We start from the raw sequence: 20166 nt of genomic DNA, 5'->3' as shown, positions 1-20166 counted from the left end.
CTCAGACCTCGACGGTCTCCAGGAGCCGCAGTACGTCGGGCGAGGCTTCGAACCGATGGACCGACCCATTGGCCAGCGGCACGCCCACCAGCGGCATCGTCCCGCCGGACGCGTGGTCGAGCAGCGAACGGATCACGCCGCCGTGGGCGACGACGATGACCGACTCGGCCACGGGAGCCGAGCGACGACGTGAGTCCCTGGCGATGACATCCAGGGCACTCAGGGCACGGTCCCGCACCTGCGCGAAGGTCTCGGCGCCCGGGACGTCGGCGTGCCAGTCGCCGTATTTCTCGATGTAGTCGGCGACCAGCATTCCCTCCGCTTCGCCGAACTCGCGCTCGCGCAGATCGGCGACGAGTTCCGGCTCGCCCAGGCCGATCTCGCGGGCGATGATCCGCGCCGTCTCGTGCGCGCGCACGAGCGGGCTGGCATAGATCGCGTGGTGAGATCCGCCCGCCAACGCGGCGGCGGCCTCCCGCGCGTGTCCTCGGCCGGTCTCGTTCAACGGGATGTCCGTCGAGCCCTGGATGCGGCGGTCGAGATTCCAGTCGGTCTGGCCGTGTCGGACGAGGGTGATGAGGGTCACGTCAACTGCTCCTGGATCGCGGGGATGATCTCGCTCGTTCCGCCCGTGAGCGTCACATCCGCCCAGGCATCCGCCCTGGTCGGTTCGCGATTGATGATGACGAGGGGGATGCCGCGGCGTCTGGCGCGCTCGACGAGGCGGACGCCGGAGTTCACGACGAGGGACGAACCGGCGACGATCATCGCGGAGCTGGCCCGCAGCATCGATTCGGCAGCGCGGAAGCGATCAGCAGGGACGTACTCGCCGAAGAAGACGACGTCGGGCTTGAGCATCCCATCGCAGACCGTGCAGGACGGCACGATGAAACCGTCGGCCGTCTCGGGGGTCACATCTCCATCCGGGTTCAGCGGGATGTTCTCGGGGATCGTGATCCACGGATTCCGCTTCTCGATCTGCGAGGCCACGTCGCGCCGGTCGAAGACCTGCCCGCACCGCAGGCACAGGACACGGCGCATCGTGCCGTGCACCTCGATGACGTGCGAGCTGCCGGCGCGCAGGTGCAACCCGTCGACGTTCTGCGTGATGACTCCGCTGACGACCCCGTCGCGCTCCATCTCGGCGAGCGCCACGTGACCAGCGTTCGGCGCCGCCTGTGCGAATGCCCGCCAACCGAGATGCCCGCCGATCCAGTAGCGGCGGCGAGCTGCTTCGTCGGCGAGATAGCGTTGCGCGGTCATCGGGTCGGAGCGCACGGGGGCGCCCTCGCCGCGGTAGGCGGGGATGCCGGAATCGGTCGAGATCCCGGCTCCGGTGAGCAGCGCGATGCGCTTGCCCTGCAGCAGTTCCACGGTGCGCGCGACGCCGTCGGCCAGATCGGCAGTCATCGTCACGCTCACGGAACCTCCCTGAGCGAGTCTAAAGCGTGCCGGGCGGAGAGGAGGCCACCGCCTGACACGCGTGCACGAGATGGCAGAGTGGACGAGTGGACCTCCAGCACGTGACCGACGCCGACGACCCGCGGCTCGACGACTACCGGAACCTCACGGACACGGCACTGCGACGGGTGCAGGAGCCGGCCCGCGGTCTCTACATCGCCGAATCGGCCAAGGTGATCGAGCGCGCGTGCGTCGCAGGGCACGAGCCGCGCTCGGTGATGACGCAGCGTCGCTGGGTCGCCGGCATCGCGGCGATGCTCGGTGATCGCGACGTGCCGGTCTATCTCGTCCCGGACGAGGTGGCAGAGCAGGTCACAGGGTATGCCGTGCACCGAGGGGCGCTGGCCGCCATGCATCGGCCGGTGCTCGCGTCGCTGGGGGAGATCATCGAGCGGATCGCGCCGGATCGGTCCGATCCGAAGCGCTCCCGCATCGCGATCCTGGAAGGGCTGCTCGATCATACGAACGTGGGCGCGTGCTTCCGGTCAGCGGCCGCGATGGGCGTGGACGCGGTCCTCGTCACTCCCAATTGCGCGGACCCGCTCTACCGGCGCTCGGTGCGTGTATCGATGGGCACGGTCTTCCAGGTGCCGTGGACGCGGATCGAAGACTGGCCCGGCGGGATCGACGAACTCAGGGACTCGGGATTCATCGTCGCCGGCATGACGCTGGGCGAGGGCGCGATCACGCTCGACGAACTGGTCGAGGAAGGACACGAGCGCATGGCGCTCGTGTTCGGCAGTGAAGGACATGGTCTGAAGCAGGGCACCGAGGAAGTCGTGGATCGCCGTGTAACGATCCCGATGACGGGCGGCGTCGACTCGCTGAACGTCGCTGCTTCGTCGGCGGTGGCGTTCTACGCGACGCGCTGACGGCCCAAACTGGCTGCCCGAGCGGTCATGAGAGTCCTCGGCGCCCGTCTGCGCCGGGAATCCCTTCGTACCCGTAATCCCGCAGGTCGTCGGGGTCGAGCGTGTTGTGCCGGAATCGGATGGGGCCGCCGATCAGTCGATGAGGGTCGTTCCCGTCATCGGGCCAGTGCAGCGTTCGACGCAGGACGGCGCCGCGCTGCTGCTCGGCGCTGATGTCCACCTGATACCAGGTCTGATCATCGCCGCTGCCAGGATGCTCGATCACACGGTCGACCGTCCCGATCGACTCATGCCCGTCGGCGTAGCGTGCCTTGTCCAGTTGCTCGCTGCTGATCGTCCCCGCGATCGCTCCGCCGATCGACAGGCCGGCACTCGATCCCCATATCCACCAGTAGATGTCCGTGCGTTCGATACCGGCCATCCCGAGCACGATGAGCAGCGCGACGGTCGCGAAAGGCGCGATCGCCAGGAGCACGACGCCGAACAGAGTCACCAGCATGCTGATGTTCTCCGCCCGTGACCACCGCCGGATTCGCGCCCTGGTCTTCTGCGTCTTCGCGCTGGCCGCCCACCTGGCCGTGTCCCGATCGGGGAACACGCCGGGAAGCCAGAGCCACCGCCACCTGCCCATCACACGACCTCCTGCCGGAGAGAGTGCTCCGGGTCGCCGCGCTCCCGATCACAGGAACATCCGAGGCGATCTCGTCAGCGCGCGTCCAGGACGGCGACGACCGCCCGGTGATCGCTGCCGCCGTCTGTCGAGGGGACGGTCGTCGTGCGACGCACGGTCCAGGACCTGCCGACCAGTACGTGATCGATGCGCGCGCCGATCCACGCCGGTGCATCGGCCGGCCAGGTCCCCGCGGGGCCGGCCGTCGTGCCGGTCGGCGCGTCATCGCAGCGCCCGACAAGTGCGTCGTCGACTCCGAGCCCGGCCAGATGATCGACTGTGGCGTTGAGATCGCCGGCGACGATCGTATCGGTCGCGTCGCACGCGTCGGCGATCCAGCGCAGCCCGGCATCCCAGTCGTCCATGCTCCCGGGCAGAGGAGGCGATGTGTGAGCCGCGACGATCGTGGGGCCTTCTCCGTCCACGGGGCGCCACACTCCGCTCGGCAGCCCTGGCGTCGACCCGGCGTCCGGATCGGGGCTGTACTCGCCGAGTTCTTCGGCGATCAGCACCGAGGTGGGGATCCACGAGTACTCGTTGTTCGAGTGCACAGTGCCCGGCGTCATCCGCACTGCGCGCGCAGCCAGGAGCCGGACGATCTCAGCGGTCGCTTCCGCGTCCGTCTCCGGCAGGCTGACGATGTCAGCGCCCACCTCGACGACGAGGTCGGCCACATCTGCGGGCGGTGCCGCTCCACCCTGAGTGTTCCAGACGAGTACGGTCAGATCGCCCTCGGGCAGCTTGCCGCTCGCGTCACCCCCTCTGTGCATCAGCACGGCCCCGTTGAGGACGGCCGTGGACGCCAGAACGAGCGCCACCGCCGCTGCGACGGCCCATCGCCGTCTGAGCCGAGCGATGACGGCGGCGGTGATCGCGAGAACGGCGAGTCCGAGCGCGAGCGGCGCCCGGAAGGCGATGAGCTGTGCGATCACCGGGGCGCGCTGGGCCCCGAGGGCCTGCGGCCACGCGAGGAGCAGCAGCACGGGGATGCCGAGCAGAAGCGTCAGGAGGAAGCCGGTGAGACGCAGGCCGTGCCTCGTGGACGGCGTGCGCTCGGCGAGGGAGCTGTCGGTGAGGTCCCTGTCGGTCTCCGCGGAGCTATTCGGCCGCGCGGATCTCATACGGCACGGCATCGGGCCGCTTGGCGGCGACGTCATCACCGGAGGACTGGTGGCGCAGGCGCCGCAGGACCCACGGCATGAGGTGCTCGCGCGCCCAGCCGAGGTCTTCGGAGCGCGCCTCGCGCCATGTGCGCAGCGGCAGCGGGTCGGGCTGCATGGCCTGAAGGTCGTTCGCCACGTTCAGAGCGCGCAGCACCATCCGAGCCACCTCATGGTGGCCGAGCGCGTTGTAATGCAGGCGGTCGTCGTCGAAGAAGCGCGGATCCTGCACGGTCTTCAGCGCCCACTGGTCGGCGACGATGCAGTCATGCCGTTCCGCGATCGCGCGCACGTTCTCGTTGTAGATCGCGACCTTGCCACGGAACCGTCGGAACACCGGCGTGAAGCCGGTGTCGATGCCGGTGAACACGACGATGGCGGCGCCGGTCGAGGCCAGTCGCGTGACGGCGTCTTCGAGCTGGACCGCGATCGCGTCCGGATCTGTTCCCGGTCGGATCACATCGTTGCCTCCGGCGCAGATCGATACGAGGTCGGGGTGCAGCGCCACGGCCGGCTCGATCTGATCGGCGACGATCTGGGCGATCAGCTTGCCTCGGACGGCGAGGTTCGCGTAGGCGAAGTCGTCGACCTGCCGCGAGAGGACTTCGGCGACCCGGTCGGCCCAGCCTCGGTGCCCGCCAGGGGCAGCAGGGTCCGGATCGCCGATGCCCTCGGTGAACGAGTCTCCGACGGCGACGAAGCGACGCCACGGGTGCGGTCCCTCGTTCGGTATGAAGGGGGTCCGGGATGATTCCAGATCGGTCATCGCATTCTCCTCAGAAGCTCGCGAAGCCAGGGATCGCGGCCCCGCAACCAACGAGCCTACCCGCCGATGCGCGCAGACGGGAGCGTCTGGCATCCGGTGTCCGCGGGAGCGATTATCGTGGAGGCGATGCTCTCTCCGTCCTTCCCTCAGCGTGCGCCTTGGGGTACCGCGAACAAGCTGAGGGCCTGGCAGCAGGAAGCGCTCGAGCAGTACTTCCACGACGACAAGCGCGACTTCCTCGTCGCGGCGACGCCCGGTGCAGGCAAGACCACGTTCGCGCTGACACTCGCGGTCGAGCTTCTGCGCATGGGCGAGGTGAACCGCATCATCGTGGTCGCACCGACCGAGCACCTCAAGACGCAGTGGGCGGACGCCGCGGCTCGCGTGCACATCCGCCTCGATCCGCGTTTCCGCAACAGCCACTGGGCCCCGGCATCCCACTACCACGGCGTCGTCGTGACGTATGCGCAGGTCGCGGCCAAATCCTCCGTGCACCGGCACCTCACGGAGGATGCGAACACGCTCGTCATCCTGGATGAGGTCCATCACGGCGGCGACGCGCTCAGCTGGGGTGACGCGATCCGGGATGCCTACGGGCCGGCGAAGCGGCGCCTGCTGCTCTCCGGAACTCCGTTCCGCAGCGATACCGCCCCGATCCCTTTCGTCGAATACCTGCCGGACGAGTCGGGCTCACGCATCTCGAGCACCGACTACGCATACGGCTACGGCCGGGCTCTCGCGGATGGCGTCGTGCGACCCGTGCTGTTCCACATGTACTCCGGCAAGATGCGCTGGCGCACCAGCGCCGGCGATGAGCTCGAGGCGCACCTGGGCCAGGACAACACGAAGGACGTGAACTCGCAGGCCTGGCGGACGGCGCTGGATCCCGAGGGGGAGTGGATGCCCGCGGTGCTGTCCGCCGCCGATCGACGGCTGACCGAGATCCGCCACCACGTCCCGGACGCCGGAGGACTGGTGCTCGCCACCGACCAGACCGTCGCGCGCGCATACGCCAAGATCCTGCACGGCATCACGCGGCAACAGCCCACCATCGTCCTCTCCGACGACGCGGCGGCCTCGGAGCGGATCGAGAAGTTCAGCCAGAACGATTCGCGCTGGATGGTCGCGGTGCGGATGGTCTCCGAAGGCGTCGACGTGCCGAGGCTGGCGGTGGGGGTCTACGCGACATCATCGTCCACGCCGCTGTTCTTCGCGCAGGCGATCGGTCGTTTCGTGCGCGCGCGGCGCCGTGGTGAGGCCGCGAGCGTCTTCCTGCCGAATGTGCCGGTGCTCATGGGGCTTGCGAACGAGCTCGAGAAGCAGCGCGATCATGCGCTGGATCGGCAGTCGAAGGACGACGACGGGCTCGAGGACTCGCTGCTCGAGAGCGCGAACCGCGAGGACGACGCGTCGGATGCCCTGACGCAGGAGTTCAGCTATCAGGCGATCTCTTCGCTGGCGCACTTCGACCGGGTCGTGTTCGAAGGCAAGGATTTCGGGCAGCTGGCCGAGCCGGGGACGCCGGAAGAGGAGGAATTCATCGGGATTCCCGGACTCCTCGAGCCGGAGCACGTGCATGAACTGCTCATGCAGCGAACGGCACGGCAATCGAAGCTGCGCGAGGCGCGCGAGGCCGAGCAGGGACCGGAAGCGGTGACGACACTGCCGGCGCCCCTGCACCGGACTCTGCGTGAGCAGCGCCAGCTCCTGAACAGTCTCGTGGGCCTGTACGCACGTCAGGCCGGTGAGCCGCACGGTGCTGTGCATGCCGAGCTGCGCAGGATATGCGGCGGTCCGGCCGTCGCGCAGGCGACAGTGACTCAGCTGCAAGCGCGGATCGACGTGCTGCGCAAACGCGTCAAGAGCCGCTGACCCGCATCGAGCTCGTCGGACGTTCGGGGCCCCGAAATGCTGTCAATCCGCGGATTTCGACGGGTCGGCCGGCGCAGCGTCGATAGCGTTGAAGCATCCCACCCACCGAATCAGGAGATCCGATGAGCGCGCCCGTTTCCGCCGAGCCGACGCCCGCAGACCGCCGCCGTTGGGCCCGGTATCTCGTGGAGGAGCGCGCCGAGGGGATGGTGTACCAGAAGCTCGCCGGTCGCCGGACGGGCGAGGAGCGAGACATCCTCCTGAGCCTTGCCGACGCCGAGCGGCGACACGAGCAGCACTGGCTCGACCTGCTCGGCGGAGAGCCGAAGAAGCTTCCTCATGCCGGCATCCGCTCCCGCATGCTCGGTTGGATGGCCGGGCGATTCGGGTCGATCTTCGTCCTCGCGCTCGCGCAGAGCGCCGAGGCGCGGTCACCGTACGACACCGAGCAGTACGCCACACCGGCGATGCGGGCGGACGAGAAGGTCCACTACGAGGTCGTTCGCGGGCTCGCCGCCCGGGGACGTCGTCGGTTGTCCGGCTCTTTCCGCGCGGCCGTCTTCGGCGCGAACGACGGGCTTGTGAGCAACCTGGCGCTGGTGCTCGGCATCGGCGCGACGGGGGTGAGCTCGAGCTTCGTCCTCTTCAGCGGCATCGCAGGGCTCCTGGCGGGTGCGCTGTCGATGGGCGCGGGCGAGTTCGTCTCCGTCCGCTCGCAGCGGGAGCTGCTGGCATCGACCGAGGCGAACGACGACGCGCACGACTCCGCGGCGGATCTCGACATCGACGAGAACGAGCTGGCGCTGGTCTACCGAGCGCGAGGGATGGACGAGGCCGAGGCTCTGCGAAGGGCCCACCGGATCGTCACAGCCGCGCAGGCCGGCGTGCGTGCGGCATCCACGGGGCCGATCCGGACGCCGGGCGCCGACCACGAGATCGTCGGCAGCGACTGGACGGCAGCGGTGTCCAGCTTCCTGCTGTTCGCCTCGGGAGCGATCATCCCTGTGCTGCCGTGGATCTTCGGGCTGCAGGGCGCGACCGCCGTCGTGGTCGCTCTCATCCTGGTAGGCATCGCGCTGCTGTCCACCGGCGCCATGGTCGGCATTCTGTCCGGCGGTCCGCCGCTGCGCCGGGCGCTTCGTCAGCTGGCCATCGGCTTCGGGGCGGCCGCCATCACGTACCTGCTGGGGCTGTTGTTCGGCGTCGGCGCGGTCTGACCGCTCGGCGCGAGCTCTCGCGCGGCGTAACCTGTTGCAGTGACCATGCTGAACAAGGACATGACGCTGTGCATCTCGCTGTCGGCGAGGCCGAGCAACAACGGCACGCGCTTCCACAACCACCTCTACGAGGCGCTCGGGTTGAACTGGATCTACAAGGCGTTCGCCCCGACCGATCTCGCTCAGGCCATCGCCGGCGTGCGGGGGCTCGGCATCCGCGGATGCGCGATCTCGATGCCGTACAAAGAAGATGTGATCTCCCTCGTGGACCGCATGGATCCGTCAGCGACCGCGATCGATTCCGTGAACACGATCGTGAACGAAGACGGCGTGCTCACGGCCCACAACACCGACTATTCGGCGATCGCACAGCTCATCGAGCGCAATGGACTGGATCCGGCATCCTCGGTTCTGCTGCGCGGATCCGGCGGCATGGCGAAGGCGACCGCGGCCGCCTTCCGCGACGCCGGCTTCCGCGACGTCGCGATCGTGGCGCGCAACGAGAAGGTCGGCCGTGCACTCGCCGAGCTGTACGGCTTCGCATGGATCCCGGAGCTGGGCGGACACACGGCGCACATCATCGTGAATGTCACCCCGATCGGCATGGCCGGTGGTCCGGACGAGCACACGCTGTCGTTCCCCGAGCCGACCATCGGATCGGCGTCCGTCGTGTTCGACGTGGTGGCGCTTCCCGCTGAGACGCCGCTCGTCTCCACGGGGCGCGCGGCCGGCAAGACGGTCATCAGCGGCTCCGAGGTGGCGACGCTCCAGGCGCTGGAGCAGTTCGTCCTCTACACCGGTATTCGACCGTCGGACGAGCAGGTTCGCGCGGCCGAGGAATTCATGCGGGCGGGTCAGTGACCTTGCGCGTCGCCGTCGTCGGCGTCGTCGGCGTCGTCATCTGAGCCGGTCGCCTCCTCGTCATCCGGGGACGTGCCGTCGACACGCTCCGGAGCACCGCCTGACGCGGTGTCGGCCTCTTCGTCCTCGCCGGGCACGCCCTGCGTGTTCTGCGGATCGCTCATGAGTTCATCCTCTCGTCGGTGTCCGAAGACTACGTGCGCGTGGACGCGCGTTCGAACCCCTTGACATCGGTGTCGACTGCCGTCGGTATCCCTAGAGAGGACGCCAGGTGTGAAGCCGGATGGTGCACACCTGGCGAAATCCCACGGACTCGTACAGCGCACGCCCCGCGGTCGACGAGGTGAGGACGGCATGGTGCATGCCGGCGTCGCGTGCGACGAGCATCGCGGCCCGAGTGATCGCCGCGCCGATGCCCTGCCGCCTGGCGTCGGGCACGGTCATCACGAAGAACAGACCGCCGACACCGCTGGCGACGAGCACCGTGGCCGTACCGACGACGCGGTCGTCGCGCCGAGCGAGAAGGTGGTGCCAATCGGGGTGGTCGAGACCGATTCGGCGGAACATCTCGCCGACCCACGCCGCTTCCCGAGGTCCTTCGCCGAATCCGCTTCCCAGCGCGTGAGTCCATTCGTCGAGGCGCGCCGTATCGCGGACGATCTCGATGGTGACGTCTGAGGGTGGCCGGACGCGGTCGTCACCGGGTCTGTGGCCGCCGAGGCTCGCGACCATCCCCGGTTCCTCTCCGTCCGACACGAATCCCGCGCGCTCCAATCGCGCACGAAGGTCCTTCGGACGCATGGACGGGCCGACGTGCCACGAGCCGGACAGCCCGGCGGCTGCGAGTCGGTCGCGGCTTTCGAGGATGACGCCGTCGGCGGTGTCGCTGCGGAGCTGGGCTGCCACGACGGCATTGTGATAGTCGAGCGGCGACCCGCCCATCGTCCAGGTCACGTCGTCGTCACGCCGCACACCTCCGCCGGCGTCGCCCATGCGGAGGAGCATCTCGGCAGTGTTGCGTTCGACGGCGTGCACGAGTTCGGCGTCGTCGGCGTCGGCGGGCACAGCCGGGATGCCTCGTGGGTCGCTGGCGTCGCTCATGCGCCGCCTCAGATCTCGTTCCGCTGCCATACCCAGGGCACGGTCTCGGTGATCTTCACGAGCCCTGCGCGTTCGAGGATGGGCCGGGAACCTTCCGTCGAGTCGGAATGGATCCAGCGCACGCCCTGCGCGACCGCCGAGCGGGCGCGGGCCGCGGTGAGCGCCCGGTAGATGCCGCGGCCTCGGTATTCGGGAAGCGTGGCTCCGCCCCAGATGCCCGCGAACGCTGTGCCGGGGATCCGGTCTATCCGGCCGGCACTGACGATGCGGCCGTCGGCCTCCGCCGCCCAGACCTCGATCGACTCGCCATCGGTCTGCTGACGAAGGATCGCGGCGAGCATGCTCTCGGCCTTGAACGGCTCGCCGAACACGGCATCCTGCATGTCGAGCGCTGCGCGGATCTCCGACGGCGTGGTCAGCCTTCGCACCGTGACGCCGGCCGGAGGATCCATGTCGACGAGGGTCGTCGCTTCACCCAGCATCACGGATTCCGGCTCGTCCGGTTCGAAGGCGGCCGCAGTCAGCGCACTCTCCAGGCCGGGAGCACGGTCGTGGGTGCGGGTCTTCCACTCCGCAGTGCGAACGGTCGTGTCTGCGGCCAGGATTGCGGACACCTCGCCGACGCGGGCCGATGTGTCATCCAGTTCTCGATAGGTGACGAAGAGGTGATCCCCGTCGAACCTGGCGATCCACAGAGGGCCGGCGCGCCGGACCTCGACGGCACCATGCATCTCGGCTTCGGTGCGGAGCCGGGCGTCGTACTCAGCGAGAAGATCGGCCACCGCAACAGCGTAGTCGCCGAGGCGCCCTGGCCACAGGGCTCCTCGTTCTTGAGCTTGCACCGAGGCGAACGTGTCGCCTTCGGCGGTCGGTGCAAACATCGACGGCAGTCACCATGGCTGGACACCGAAGACGAGACGCAGGATCGAAGGCGAGCCCGAATGCGGTCGGTGCTCATCGACATTTCGACACGCGTTCGACGAAGGAGTCAGTCCTGTCGCCGGAACTCGAATCCTCGGTTCGCGGCCTGAGGGTCGGCGGCTTCGACGCTGCCGAGGTCCTCGCGACGATGCTGTGCCGCTCCTCATCACCGGAGGGAAGGCCGCAGACGGCACGCTAACGTGGTGCACGTGCACGACGCTGCCAGGTACGAGGCAACCGCAGCGGTGCTGCGGAGCGAGCAAGTCTTCCCGAGCGGATTGCGCTCCCTGGCGCATTGGGTCACGGATGCCTACTCGACTGACGTCGTGAACATCGTGGCGGACGAGGTCGATGACGGGCGCCCGTGGCTGTGTCTGTGGTCGCGCACATCGGCCCAGCGTCAGGAATTCAGGACCGGCGGCGATGACGACGTCGCGAAGCAGAGCGTGATCGCTGATCGAGCCAGGCACGAGCTGTCCAGCTCCGAGTCGTTCCTGGTGATCTTCGAGGACTTCGAATCCCGGGCACGAGAGCGCGCCATGGCTTTGCCGTCGGATGAACTCGATATGCTCCGGACCCGCCTCAGAGCAGGGCGATTCCCCCTCCGACCGCTCGAGCAGCTACTGCACGCGCGCGTTCCTGCCGATGCTGCTCGACGCGGATGAGGGCGCCGTCGTCAACACGGCCTCGGTCGATGCACTGTGGGCCAGCCTCGCAGCCGGCGTCGCGTGCTCGGCGCGCTCGGCGCCGACGACGAGCCGGTGTCGAGCGCTTCGCCGCGCAGACGGTAGTGGATGCGGTCGCGCGTGGACAGCGGCGAGTCGTCATCGCAATGACGCCGACGCGATCGATCCGCGCTTCAGAGAAGATCCCCGGTCGGCATCCGTCGAACATCACTCAGTCGGACGACCCGCAGGCAGGCGAGCGAGCGCTTCTTCGATCGCGTAGCCGTTCGCCGAGCATCGATCGGGAGATGAGAACAATCAAGGCCCCGGATAATCCCTGGTCAAACCAGGAAAAATCCGGGGCCTATCTGTGCGCGAGGGGGGACTTGAACCCCCACGCCCTATTCGGGCACTAGCACCTCAAGCTAGCGCGTCTACCTATTCCGCCACCCGCGCAGGTGATGAAAAGTCGTTGCCGACCGAAGAATGAGATTAGCACGTTCTCGCAGGTGCTTCGAACCAGGGCGACCGCCGGGCGTGCCGTGGCCGTTCGATAGCCTGGGGGCATGTCCGATTCGCAGCTGCCAGAGGTCGTCCGCGTCGCGCAGGACCTGATCCGCCTCGACACGTCGAACTTCGGCGGCGGCAACGCGAAGGGGGAGCGCGAGGCAGCCGAGTACGTCGGCGCCTACCTCGAGGCGCTCGGACTCGAGACCGCCTACTACGAGCCGATCCCTCGTCGAACGAATGTGATGGCGCGCGTCCCCGGCCGCGACCGCACCAAGCCGGCGCTGGTTCTTCACGGTCACCTGGATGTCGTCCCCGCGATGGCCGAGGACTGGAGCGTCGACCCGTTCGCCGGCCTCGTCCGCGACGGGATGCTGTGGGGGCGCGGGGCAGTGGACATGAAGAACATGGATGCGATGATCCTCACCGCTGTCGCCGACATCCTGCGCGCGGGGGAGCAGCCTGAGCGCGACCTCGTGCTGGCCTTCTTCGCGGACGAGGAGAACGGCGGGGTCGAGGGTTCGGCGCTCGTCGTCAAGGATCGACCAGAATGGTTCGACGGCGCGACGGAGGCGATCAGCGAGGTCGGTGGGTACTCCATCACGGTCGACGACCGCCGGGCGTACCTGCTTCAGGTGGGGGAGAAGGCGTTGATCTGGATCCGCCTCGTGGCGAAGGGTCGCGCAGGCCACGGGAGCCGCGTTCACGACGAGAACGCGATCACGCGCCTCGCCGAAGCGGTTGCGAAGATCGGCCGCACGCGGTGGCCGATCCGGCTCACGCCGACGACCGAGGCTCTGCTGCAAGGGCTCAGCGAACTGAGCGGGCGAAGCGTCGACGACCCGGATGCGCTGGCCGCGGCATCCGGACCCGCCGAGGCATTCCTGCGTTCGACCTTCCGCACGACCGCCAACCCGACCGTCCTGAGCGCCGGCTACAAGCACAACGTGATCCCGGAGCGGGCAGAGGCGCTCATCGACGTCCGGGTCCTCCCCGGCACGGAGGATGACGTGCTGGCCGAACTGCAGCAGATCATCGGCGACGACGTCGTCATCGAGACGGTCGTTCGAGACATCGGCATGGAAGTGCCTTTCGAGGGACCGCTGGTGGATGCGATGGTCGCAGCTCTGGGCCGGCATGACCCCGGCGTCCCCGTGATCCCCTACCTGCTCGGCGCGGGAACGGACAACAAGGCGCTCTCCAACCTGGGCATCACGGGTTACGGGTTCGCCCCGCTGCGCCTGCCGGCGGACCTGGACTTCACGGGCATGTTCCACGGAGTCGACGAGCGCGTTCCCGTAGAATCGCTTGTCTTCGGTCAGCGGGTTCTGACCGACCTGCTGCGTTCGTACTGAGCGTCGCGCCGACCTGAGCCTGTCTGACCAGAAAGTCCCTTCATGCACCTGCTCGAAGCGCTGTTCCTCGGCGTCGTCCAGGGACTCACCGAGTTCCTCCCGATCTCGTCCAGCGCCCACCTGCGCATCGTCGGCACGTTCACGGGCTCGGGCGAGGACCCGGGGGCAGCGTTCACGGCGATCACGCAGATCGGCACCGAAGCAGCCGTCGTGGTCTTCTTCTGGCGCGACATCGTCCGCATCATCGGACACTGGTTCCGTTCGCTGACCGGGAAGCTTCCTCGCAACGATCCCGATGCGAAGATGGGCTGGCTGATCATCATCGGCAGCATTCCGATCGTGGTCCTGGGGCTGCTCTTCCAGGACCAGATCGAGACCGTCCTGCGGTCGATGTGGATCGTCGCGATCATGCTGATCCTGTTCGGCATCCTGCTCGGTGTCGCCGACTACGTGGGAGCCAAGCGGCGCAGGCTCGACGACCTCACCTACCCGCACGGCATCCTGTTCGGCCTCGCGCAGGCGCTGGCCCTGGTGCCGGGGGTCTCCCGATCAGGCGGCACGATCACGATGGGCCTCTTCCTCGGTTACGAGCGCGCCGCGGCCGCCCGCTACGCGTTCCTGCTCGCGATCCCCGCCGTGTTCGGCAGCGGCTTCTTCCAGCTCTTCAAGAGCTGGGACGAACCGGACCAGTACTTCTCGCTCGGGGAGACGCTGGCGGCGACGGGCATCGCGTTCGTGGTGGCGCTCGGCGTGATCGCGTTCTTCATGAGCTGGATCTCCAAGCGCAGCTTCCTGCCGTTCGTGATCTACCGCATCCTGCTCGGCACGACGCTGCTGATCCTGCTCGGCACGGGCGTCATCGCGGCCTGAGCCGGCCGCGCGGTCAGCGCTTGTGGTCGCCCGGTCCGTCGCCGCGGCGACGGAGGTAGCGCTCGAAGGCCTGGGCGATGGCGTCGCCGGACGCTTCGGGGGAGTCCCAGGTGTCCCTGGTGCGCTCCAGCTGACGGATGTACTCGGTCATGTCCTCATCGTCGGCGGCTGCGGCATCGATCGACGCCTCCCAAGCGGCGGCCTCGGTGCGCAGGTGCGTACGCGGGACATCGATTCCGGTGAGCTCCTCGAGCCGGTCGAGCAGAGCCAACGTCGCTTTGGGCGACGGCGCCGCCGAAGCCACGTAATGTGGCACACTCGCCCAGAGCCCGGCCGTAGGGATGCCGGCGCGCTCGGCGAAGTGCTCGAGCACGCTGAGGATCCCCACCGGTCCCTCGTACAGCGAGCGCTCGAGGCCGTGCGCCTCGCGGATCTGCTCGTTCGGGCTGGAGGAGAAGATCGAGATGGGGCGGGTGTGCGGCACATCCGAGAGCATCGCCCCCAGCGTGAGGAAACCCGTGACGTCATCCCGCAGCGCCACGTCGATGAACTCGGTGGCGAAAGCCTGCCACGTCCGGGCGGGCTCCGAGCCGGTCAGAAGCCAGAACTCCGGACCGATCTGAGCTGCCGGTACCGGCCGCCACAGCGCGGCGCCGGGCCACTGCAGCTCGCGATGTCCCTGAGCGTCCATGCGCGTGGCCGGCCGCGTGTACTGGTAGTCGAAGTACAGCTCGGGATCGACCTCGTGCACGAGCTCGTAGTCGCCGGATTGACGGATCGCCTCGATGGCGCCGCTGGCGGCTTCTCCAGCATCGTTCCAGCCGTCGAATGCGGCGACGATGATGCGGGGTCCCAGTGCATCCATCCCTCAAGGCTAGTCCCCGCGGGTGGGGACGGCGCAGGCGCACGGGGAATGTCGGATCCTGCGCCGGATAGCATGGTGCAGTGAGTGAGACGCCGAGCGCAGTCCTGTGGGACATGGACGGGACCCTCGTCGACACCGAGCCGTACTGGATGACGGCCGAGACGGAGCTGGTCGAGTCCTTCGGCGGCACCTGGACGCATCAGGACGCGCTGCAGCTGGTCGGCAACGGTCTGGCCGACAGCGCAGCGATCCTGCGCGACGCGGGTGTCGACATGACGAACGACGCCATCATCGACCACCTCACCGATCGGGTGCGGGGCATGCTCGCAACGCACGGTGTGCCGTTCCGTCCCGGCGCGCGGGAACTGTTGCGAGACCTCCAGGATGCCGGGATCCCCACGGCGCTCGTGACGATGTCGTTGCGGCGGATGGCCGAGGGCGTCGCCGAGCTGATCGACTTCGACGCGTTCCGGCTGATCGTCGCCGGGGACGATGTCGAGAACCCGAAACCGCACCCCGAGCCGTATCTGCTGGGCGCAGCGCTGCTCGGCATCGAGATCGCGGATGCCGTCGTCATCGAGGATTCGCCCACCGGACTCCGTGCGGGTCTCGCAGCCGGTGCGGTGACGCTCGGCGTTCCGCATATCGTGGCGCTCGACGACGTCGGAGCGCACGATCTGTGGCCGACGCTGCACGGCCGCACCGCACAGGACATCATCGCGCTCCACCGGGCGCACCGCACCTCTCAGACGGAGATCCCTTCATGACCGACGCGCAGACCACCCGCCCCAGTGGGCCGTTCCGCGAGGGCGATCGCGTCCAGCTCACCGGCCCGAAGGGCCGGATGCACACCATCAGCCTGCGCGCCGATGGCGAACTTCACACTCACCACGGCGTGCTGCGTCACGCCGACCTGATCGGTCAGCCCGATGGCACGGTCATCGCGAACAGCTCGGGGCACGACTACCTGGCCCTGCGACCGCTGCTGCGCGATTTCGCGATGTCGATGCCGCGCGGCGCCGCGATCGTCTACCCGAAGGATGCCGCGCAGATCATCATGCAGGCCGACATCTTCCCCGGCGCTGTCGTGGTCGAGGCCGGCGTCGGCTCGGGAGCGCTCTCGCTGTCGCTGCTGCGGGCGATCGGTCCTGCAGGCCAGCTGGTGTCGTTCGAGCGGCGGGAGGACTTCGCCGAGGTCGCCTCCGCGAATGTGGAGACCTTCTTCGGCGGACGCCCTGACACCTGGCGCGTCGTCGTGGGGGATCTCGTGGAGTCGCTGCCCGACGAGCTGCCGGCCGGCGGGGTCGACCGGGTCGTGCTCGACATGCTCGCGCCGTGGGAATGCATCGATGTCGTCGCTGACGCGCTGACACCCGGCGGCGTCGTGCTCTGCTACGTCGCCACGGCCACTCAGCTGTCGCGGGTCGCCGAGTACATCCGCGGAACGGGTCTGTTCACCGACCCGGATGCATCCGAGACGATGGTGCGCGGCTGGCACGTCGAGGGACTCGCGGTGCGCCCGGATCACCGCATGGTCGCGCACACCGGCTTCCTGATCACCGCACGCCGTCTGGCGCCCGGTGCGATCGCCCCCGAGGTCAAGCGCCGCGCCTCCAAGAGCAGCTACGGCGATGAGGATGTCGAGCTGTGGACCCCCGGGGCCGTCGGTGACCGTGAGATCACCGACAAGAATCTGCGCAAGCGCGTGCGCGAAGCCGAGAAGGCCGCGGCCGCGGCGCGCGTCGCCGCCGAATCGCGCGTAACCGAGCGGACGACGGAATAGACTGGAGCGCGTGCGTAAAACGTCCGCTGCCCTTGCCAGCCTCAGTCTCGCCGTCATCGCTCTGACCGGGTGCACCACCGCCCCGACTTTCGACGGCGAGGCCTGCGATCGCGCCGCGTCGTCGAGCGGGATCGATGATGCGGTCACGGTGACCGGTGACTTCGGCGTCGCGCCCGATGTCGAGCTGTTCTCGCCGTTGCACGTGGAGAAGACCTCGTACACGGACCTGTCGACCGGCGAGGGCACGCCGCTGACATCACCGCAGCAGCTGACCGTTCTGGACATCGCGCTCTACGACGGTTCCACGGGCGAGCAGGTCGTGCAGACCGAGTTCGACGGCGACATGGCCAGACTCTCGAACATCGCGTCGTGGACGCAGCAGATCCCCGGCATCGGCGAGGTCCTCGAGTGCGCCACTCCCGGGACGCGCATGGTCGCGGCGATCGCACCGGCCGACTTCGGCGAGGCTGCGCTCAGCGGCTTCCAACTCGATGAGGACACCACCGTCGTCGCCGTGATCGATGTGCTCGACACGCAGCTCGCCCGCGCGACAGGTCAGCAGCAGTTCAACAACGCCAACGATCTGCCCACCGTCGTGCGTGCGCCCGACGGCCGCCCTGGCATCATCGTCCCGGACGGCGCGGCCCCGACCGAGCAGGTCGAGCAGGTCCTGATCAAGGGCGATGGCGAGGCGATCGAGAAGGACACGATCGCGTGGGTCAATTTCACCGCCGTCGGCTGGGACTCGAAGACCGTCAGCAGCACCAGCTGGGACTCGAACCCCGTTTCGAACCTCGCCCAGACGGCCCCGACGGTCGCGGATGCGGTGGTCGGGGAGACCGTCGGATCCCAGCTGCTCGTCGTGGTCCCCGCCGCCGACGACGGCGAGGCGATGACCTACGTCGTGGACATTCTCGGCACAAGTCCCGCAGCGGCGCAGTGATGGCGGTCCAGATCCCCGCGGAGGAGCGCCTGACGAATCTCGTCGTGGCGCTCATGGCCACGGAGGTCGGACTCACCAAGCAGCAGATCCTCGACAACGTCTCCGGGTACCGCCAGCGCGCCGATGCCGGAACGCGCGCCGATGCGCTGGAGAAGATGTTCGAGCGGGACAAGGACGAGCTTCGTTCGCTCGGCATCCCCGTGGAGACCATCGGCGATGCGTCCGATCCCAACGATCTGCGTGAAGCCCGCTACCGCATTCCGCAGGCGGAGTACGACCTGCCTTCCGATATCGTCTTCACTCCGGCCGAGCTGGCAGTGCTCCAGCTGGCGGGAAGCGTGTGGAGTGCGGAATCCGTGTCCGGCGATGCGCAGGCCGGCGTGCGCAAGATCCGGGCGCTGGGAATCGACGGGGATGAACCGATCATCGGCTTCGCCCCGAGGATCACCACGCGGGATCCGGCCTTCGGGCCGCTGCAGGACGCGATCGAATCGGGCCGCGTCGTCCGCTTCGACTATCTGAAGCCAGGGGAGGAGACGGCGCGATCGCGCCGCGTCCGTCCGCTCGCGCTGGTCGATTACGAGGCGCGCTGGCACGTGTACGGCATCGATGCGGACGTCGAGGAGGAGCGCACCTTCCTGCTCAGCCGCATCGTGGGCGACGTACGCGCGACGAGTCAACGCTTCGACCCCGCGCTGCGCGACGGTGCGGGGGAACGCGCCATGGCGGGACTGGAAGAAGTCGCGCGACGCAACCGCGCTCTTCTGGAGGTGACTCCGGGAACAGAGGCCTCCCTGCGCCTCGGGCGCCGCGCCGTGCCCGCACCGCAGGGGATTCATGTGCACTACGTCGATCGGCACATCTTCGCCGATGAGCTCGCCTCGTACGGACCGGAGGTGCGTGTGGTGGAACCGGCAGAGCTTCGAGACGCCGTGATCGATCGCCTCCTGAAGATCATCGACGCCCACCAGGACGAGAAGGGTCAGTGATGGCCAAGCCCAAGCCACTGCTCGCCTCGGAACGGGTCCGCCTGTATCTGACGCTCGTGCCGTATCTTCTCGAGCGCGGCCAGGTGTCCCTCGCAGAGGCCGCCGAGGAGTTCCAGGTCACGCCGGACCAGTTGCGGGCGATGGTCGAGAAGCTCACCGTGATCGGTCTCCCCGGGGATTCGGGATACTGGCAGCAGCCGCATGAGCTGTTCGACATCGACTGGGATCTGCTCGACGAGCAGGACGTCATCGAGATCACCAACGACGTCGCCCTGCGCCGTGTGCCGCGCTTCACCGCGCGGGAGGCTGCCGCTCTGCTGGCCGGCCTGCAGATGGTCGCCGCCGTCCCGGAAGTGGCAGGCTCAGGGCTGGTGTCCGGGCTCATCGCGAAGCTGTCCCGCGGTGCCGCGGATGCGCCAGCCGCTGTCGTCGTCGCGACGGATGCCGTGGACGAGGTGCGCGAGGTCGTCTCGCGCGCGCTGCGCGAAGGCGTCGCGGTCTCGTTCAGCTATCAGGCGCCGGATGCCGAGCCGACGACGCGCACGGTCGACCCCGTGCAGGTCATGATCACGAACGGCCAGTGGTACCTGCAGGGGTGGTGTCATATGCGCGAGGCCATGCGCACCTTCCACCTCGATCGTGTGAGCGAACCACGTCTCACCGTTATCGCCATCACCCACCAGGGCGAGAGCGTCCCCGATCTGTTCACCGACGGTCTCGCCGACGGAAGCGTGTCTGTGCGCCTTTCCCCGCAGCTGCTGCCGTTGCTGAGCGGATTCGCGGCAGACGGTGAGCCGGAGGGCGGCCACGTCGCCGCACACGTGCGCCTCTCCGATCCCCGCGGCATCAAGCGCCTCGCGGGCAGGTTCGGCGGACGCATGGAGGTTCTCAGCCCTGCTGTGGCACGCACAGCGACTCGGGAATGGGCCGCAGCAGGACTTGCGCTCTATCATCAACCGGACGACCACATCGATGGTTAGACTGATACGACCCCCCGAACCGAGGAGAACCACATGGCCGGTTTGACCGGATGGCACCTGCTCATCGTCCTTGCTGTCATCCTGCTCCTTTTCGGCGCAGCGAAGCTTCCTGCACTCGCGAAGAGCGTCGGGCAGTCCGCGCGTGTCTTCAAGGGTGAGATGTCCGCGATGAAGGACGAGGACGCCTCCCGCAAGACCAACACGACTGCTGCAGAGCCGGAGACGCCGTCGTCTTCCACGACGACCGACAACGGAGCCGCGTCCGGCACTGACCGCACCACCTGACCCCGTGTCAGAAGGTGTGACGT

At 68.2% G+C, this 20166-nt stretch carries 22 protein-coding genes and 1 tRNA gene; 13 read left to right on the top strand and 10 right to left on the bottom strand.

Annotated elements, in window-relative coordinates; genetic code table 11:
- Position 1 precedes the first annotated feature (1 nt).
- Together ACFCYE_RS08900 and ACFCYE_RS08895 are read right to left on the bottom strand one after the other, a co-directional pair.
- On the bottom strand, positions 2 to 586 hold the full coding sequence (locus tag ACFCYE_RS08900; protein WP_376177995.1) for a histidine phosphatase family protein: 585 nt from the start codon (positions 584 to 586) through the stop codon (positions 2 to 4).
- Entirely contained in the window at positions 583 to 1410 is an 828-nt protein-coding gene (locus tag ACFCYE_RS08895) for a Sir2 family NAD-dependent protein deacetylase (RefSeq protein WP_376178175.1), read from the bottom strand. The genes ACFCYE_RS08900 and ACFCYE_RS08895 overlap by 4 nt, the downstream gene beginning before the upstream one ends.
- 98 nt (positions 1411 to 1508) lie before the next feature.
- Between ACFCYE_RS08895 and ACFCYE_RS08890 the strand changes: the two genes are divergently transcribed.
- Complete coding sequence (locus ACFCYE_RS08890) at positions 1509 to 2333, top strand: TrmH family RNA methyltransferase (protein WP_376177993.1); 825 nt, start codon at positions 1509 to 1511, stop codon at positions 2331 to 2333.
- 25 nt (positions 2334 to 2358) lie between these two features.
- Here the strand turns inward: ACFCYE_RS08890 and ACFCYE_RS08885 are convergent, their stop codons facing one another.
- The 3 genes from ACFCYE_RS08885 to ACFCYE_RS08875 form a co-directional block, all read right to left on the bottom strand.
- Positions 2359 to 2964: a hypothetical protein gene (locus ACFCYE_RS08885; RefSeq protein ID WP_376177992.1), complete on the bottom strand. Its 606-nt coding sequence runs from the start codon at positions 2962 to 2964 to the stop codon at positions 2359 to 2361.
- A 74-nt stretch (positions 2965 to 3038) separates the two neighbouring features.
- Positions 3039 to 4124: an endonuclease/exonuclease/phosphatase family protein gene (locus ACFCYE_RS08880; RefSeq protein ID WP_376177990.1), complete on the bottom strand. Its 1086-nt coding sequence runs from the start codon at positions 4122 to 4124 to the stop codon at positions 3039 to 3041.
- Positions 4102 to 4929 (bottom strand): SGNH/GDSL hydrolase family protein, encoded by an 828-nt coding sequence (locus tag ACFCYE_RS08875; RefSeq protein WP_376177988.1) that lies wholly within the window; start codon positions 4927 to 4929, stop codon positions 4102 to 4104. Before ACFCYE_RS08875 ends, ACFCYE_RS08880 begins: the two co-directional genes overlap by 23 nt.
- A 126-nt stretch (positions 4930 to 5055) precedes the next feature.
- Here ACFCYE_RS08875 and ACFCYE_RS08870 point away from each other — a divergent pair, with 126 nt between their 5' ends.
- From ACFCYE_RS08870 to ACFCYE_RS08860, 3 genes are all read left to right on the top strand, one after another.
- Positions 5056 to 6801, top strand: a complete 1746-nt coding sequence (locus tag ACFCYE_RS08870) for a DEAD/DEAH box helicase (RefSeq protein ID WP_376177986.1) — start codon at positions 5056 to 5058, stop codon at positions 6799 to 6801.
- Between the two features lie 122 nt (positions 6802 to 6923).
- Positions 6924 to 8018, top strand: coding sequence for a VIT1/CCC1 family protein (locus ACFCYE_RS08865; protein ID WP_376177984.1), 1095 nt, complete (start codon positions 6924 to 6926; stop codon positions 8016 to 8018).
- Positions 8019 to 8057: 39 nt separating this feature from the next.
- On the top strand, positions 8058 to 8879 hold the full coding sequence (locus ACFCYE_RS08860; RefSeq protein ID WP_376177982.1) for a shikimate 5-dehydrogenase: 822 nt from the start codon (positions 8058 to 8060) through the stop codon (positions 8877 to 8879).
- On the opposite strand, the gene ACFCYE_RS08855 is transcribed toward ACFCYE_RS08860, so the two are convergent.
- The 3 genes from ACFCYE_RS08855 to ACFCYE_RS08845 all read right to left on the bottom strand — a co-directional run bounded on the left by ACFCYE_RS08855 (position 8873) and on the right by ACFCYE_RS08845 (position 10762).
- A complete protein-coding gene (locus ACFCYE_RS08855; RefSeq protein ID WP_376177981.1) occupies positions 8873 to 9043 on the bottom strand; it encodes a hypothetical protein in 171 nt (56 codons plus the stop codon). The genes ACFCYE_RS08860 and ACFCYE_RS08855 overlap by 7 nt on opposite strands.
- Positions 9044 to 9134: 91 nt before the next feature.
- Entirely contained in the window at positions 9135 to 9980 is an 846-nt protein-coding gene (locus ACFCYE_RS08850) for a GNAT family N-acetyltransferase (protein ID WP_376177979.1), read from the bottom strand.
- Between the two features lie 8 nt (positions 9981 to 9988).
- Positions 9989 to 10762 (bottom strand): GNAT family N-acetyltransferase, encoded by a 774-nt coding sequence (locus ACFCYE_RS08845; protein WP_376177977.1) that lies wholly within the window; start codon positions 10760 to 10762, stop codon positions 9989 to 9991.
- A gap of 348 nt (positions 10763 to 11110) precedes the next feature.
- On the opposite strand from ACFCYE_RS08845, the gene ACFCYE_RS08840 reads away from it, so the two are divergent.
- The gene (locus ACFCYE_RS08840) at positions 11111 to 11566 is read left to right on the top strand and encodes a hypothetical protein (protein ID WP_376177976.1); all 456 of its coding nucleotides are present in this window, start codon (positions 11111 to 11113) and stop codon (positions 11564 to 11566) included.
- 371 nt (positions 11567 to 11937) lie between these two features.
- Here ACFCYE_RS08840 and ACFCYE_RS08835 read toward each other — a convergent pair.
- Positions 11938 to 12022, bottom strand: a tRNA-Leu gene (locus ACFCYE_RS08835).
- A gap of 110 nt (positions 12023 to 12132) precedes the next feature.
- On the opposite strand from ACFCYE_RS08835, the gene ACFCYE_RS08830 reads away from it, so the two are divergent.
- Together ACFCYE_RS08830 and ACFCYE_RS08825 are read left to right on the top strand one after the other, a co-directional pair.
- A complete protein-coding gene (locus tag ACFCYE_RS08830; protein ID WP_376177974.1) occupies positions 12133 to 13428 on the top strand; it encodes a M20/M25/M40 family metallo-hydrolase in 1296 nt (431 codons plus the stop codon).
- Between the two features lie 42 nt (positions 13429 to 13470).
- A complete protein-coding gene (locus ACFCYE_RS08825; RefSeq protein WP_376177972.1) occupies positions 13471 to 14298 on the top strand; it encodes an undecaprenyl-diphosphate phosphatase in 828 nt (275 codons plus the stop codon).
- Positions 14299 to 14311: 13 nt separating this feature from the next.
- Here the strand turns inward: ACFCYE_RS08825 and ACFCYE_RS08820 are convergent, their stop codons facing one another.
- Positions 14312 to 15163 carry a PAC2 family protein gene (locus ACFCYE_RS08820; protein WP_376177970.1) on the bottom strand — a complete coding sequence of 284 codons (852 nt, stop codon included), beginning with the start codon at positions 15161 to 15163 and terminating at the stop codon, positions 14312 to 14314.
- A 113-nt stretch (positions 15164 to 15276) separates the two neighbouring features.
- On the opposite strand from ACFCYE_RS08820, the gene ACFCYE_RS08815 reads away from it, so the two are divergent.
- Genes ACFCYE_RS08815 through tatA form a run of 6 tightly spaced genes read left to right on the top strand, consistent with a single transcriptional unit; the run spans position 15277 to position 20143 of the window.
- Complete coding sequence (locus ACFCYE_RS08815; RefSeq protein ID WP_376178174.1) at positions 15277 to 15930, top strand: HAD family hydrolase; 654 nt, start codon at positions 15277 to 15279, stop codon at positions 15928 to 15930.
- Positions 15927 to 16946 carry a tRNA (adenine-N1)-methyltransferase gene (locus tag ACFCYE_RS08810; protein WP_376177968.1) on the top strand — a complete coding sequence of 340 codons (1020 nt, stop codon included), beginning with the start codon at positions 15927 to 15929 and terminating at the stop codon, positions 16944 to 16946. The genes ACFCYE_RS08815 and ACFCYE_RS08810 overlap by 4 nt, the downstream gene beginning before the upstream one ends.
- A 10-nt stretch (positions 16947 to 16956) precedes the next feature.
- On the top strand, positions 16957 to 17889 hold the full coding sequence (locus ACFCYE_RS08805) for a hypothetical protein (protein ID WP_376177967.1): 933 nt from the start codon (positions 16957 to 16959) through the stop codon (positions 17887 to 17889).
- A complete protein-coding gene (locus tag ACFCYE_RS08800; protein ID WP_376177965.1) occupies positions 17889 to 18878 on the top strand; it encodes a helix-turn-helix transcriptional regulator in 990 nt (329 codons plus the stop codon). Before ACFCYE_RS08805 ends, ACFCYE_RS08800 begins: the two co-directional genes overlap by 1 nt.
- Complete coding sequence (locus ACFCYE_RS08795) at positions 18878 to 19858, top strand: helix-turn-helix transcriptional regulator (protein WP_376177963.1); 981 nt, start codon at positions 18878 to 18880, stop codon at positions 19856 to 19858. Before ACFCYE_RS08800 ends, ACFCYE_RS08795 begins: the two co-directional genes overlap by 1 nt.
- Before the next feature lie 33 nt (positions 19859 to 19891).
- A complete protein-coding gene (tatA, locus tag ACFCYE_RS08790) occupies positions 19892 to 20143 on the top strand; it encodes a twin-arginine translocase TatA/TatE family subunit (RefSeq protein ID WP_376177961.1) in 252 nt (83 codons plus the stop codon).
- Positions 20144 to 20166 lie beyond the last annotated feature (23 nt).

This window comes from Microbacterium sp. NPDC056234, from assembly GCF_042267585.1.
GTDB lineage: Bacteria > Actinomycetota > Actinomycetes > Actinomycetales > Microbacteriaceae > Microbacterium.
The sequence above is the reverse complement of the archived record's forward strand: the minus strand, read 5'-3'. Positions and strand labels throughout refer to the sequence as shown.

What these genes read in the sequence shown, in the direction of transcription:
- ACFCYE_RS08895 (WP_376178175.1), bottom strand. Translation starts at nt 1,410, where the DNA reads ATGACTGCCGATCTGGCCGACGGCGTCGCGCGCACCGTGGAACTGCTG.
- ACFCYE_RS08885 (WP_376177992.1), bottom strand. Translation starts at nt 2,964, where the DNA reads ATGGGCAGGTGGCGGTGGCTCTGGCTTCCCGGCGTGTTCCCCGATCGG.
- ACFCYE_RS08880 (WP_376177990.1), bottom strand. Translation starts at nt 4,124, where the DNA reads ATGAGATCCGCGCGGCCGAATAGCTCCGCGGAGACCGACAGGGACCTC.
- ACFCYE_RS08875 (WP_376177988.1), bottom strand. Translation starts at nt 4,929, where the DNA reads ATGACCGATCTGGAATCATCCCGGACCCCCTTCATACCGAACGAGGGA.
- ACFCYE_RS08870 (WP_376177986.1), top strand. Translation starts at nt 5,056, where the DNA reads ATGCTCTCTCCGTCCTTCCCTCAGCGTGCGCCTTGGGGTACCGCGAAC.
- ACFCYE_RS08865 (WP_376177984.1), top strand. Translation starts at nt 6,924, where the DNA reads ATGAGCGCGCCCGTTTCCGCCGAGCCGACGCCCGCAGACCGCCGCCGT.
- ACFCYE_RS08855 (WP_376177981.1), bottom strand. Translation starts at nt 9,043, where the DNA reads ATGAGCGATCCGCAGAACACGCAGGGCGTGCCCGGCGAGGACGAAGAG.
- ACFCYE_RS08850 (WP_376177979.1), bottom strand. Translation starts at nt 9,980, where the DNA reads ATGAGCGACGCCAGCGACCCACGAGGCATCCCGGCTGTGCCCGCCGAC.
- ACFCYE_RS08830 (WP_376177974.1), top strand. Translation starts at nt 12,133, where the DNA reads ATGTCCGATTCGCAGCTGCCAGAGGTCGTCCGCGTCGCGCAGGACCTG.
- ACFCYE_RS08825 (WP_376177972.1), top strand. Translation starts at nt 13,471, where the DNA reads ATGCACCTGCTCGAAGCGCTGTTCCTCGGCGTCGTCCAGGGACTCACC.
- ACFCYE_RS08820 (WP_376177970.1), bottom strand. Translation starts at nt 15,163, where the DNA reads ATGGATGCACTGGGACCCCGCATCATCGTCGCCGCATTCGACGGCTGG.
- ACFCYE_RS08815 (WP_376178174.1), top strand. Translation starts at nt 15,277, where the DNA reads ATGGACGGGACCCTCGTCGACACCGAGCCGTACTGGATGACGGCCGAG.
- ACFCYE_RS08810 (WP_376177968.1), top strand. Translation starts at nt 15,927, where the DNA reads ATGACCGACGCGCAGACCACCCGCCCCAGTGGGCCGTTCCGCGAGGGC.
- ACFCYE_RS08800 (WP_376177965.1), top strand. Translation starts at nt 17,889, where the DNA reads ATGGCGGTCCAGATCCCCGCGGAGGAGCGCCTGACGAATCTCGTCGTG.
- ACFCYE_RS08795 (WP_376177963.1), top strand. Translation starts at nt 18,878, where the DNA reads ATGGCCAAGCCCAAGCCACTGCTCGCCTCGGAACGGGTCCGCCTGTAT.
- tatA (WP_376177961.1), top strand. Translation starts at nt 19,892, where the DNA reads ATGGCCGGTTTGACCGGATGGCACCTGCTCATCGTCCTTGCTGTCATC.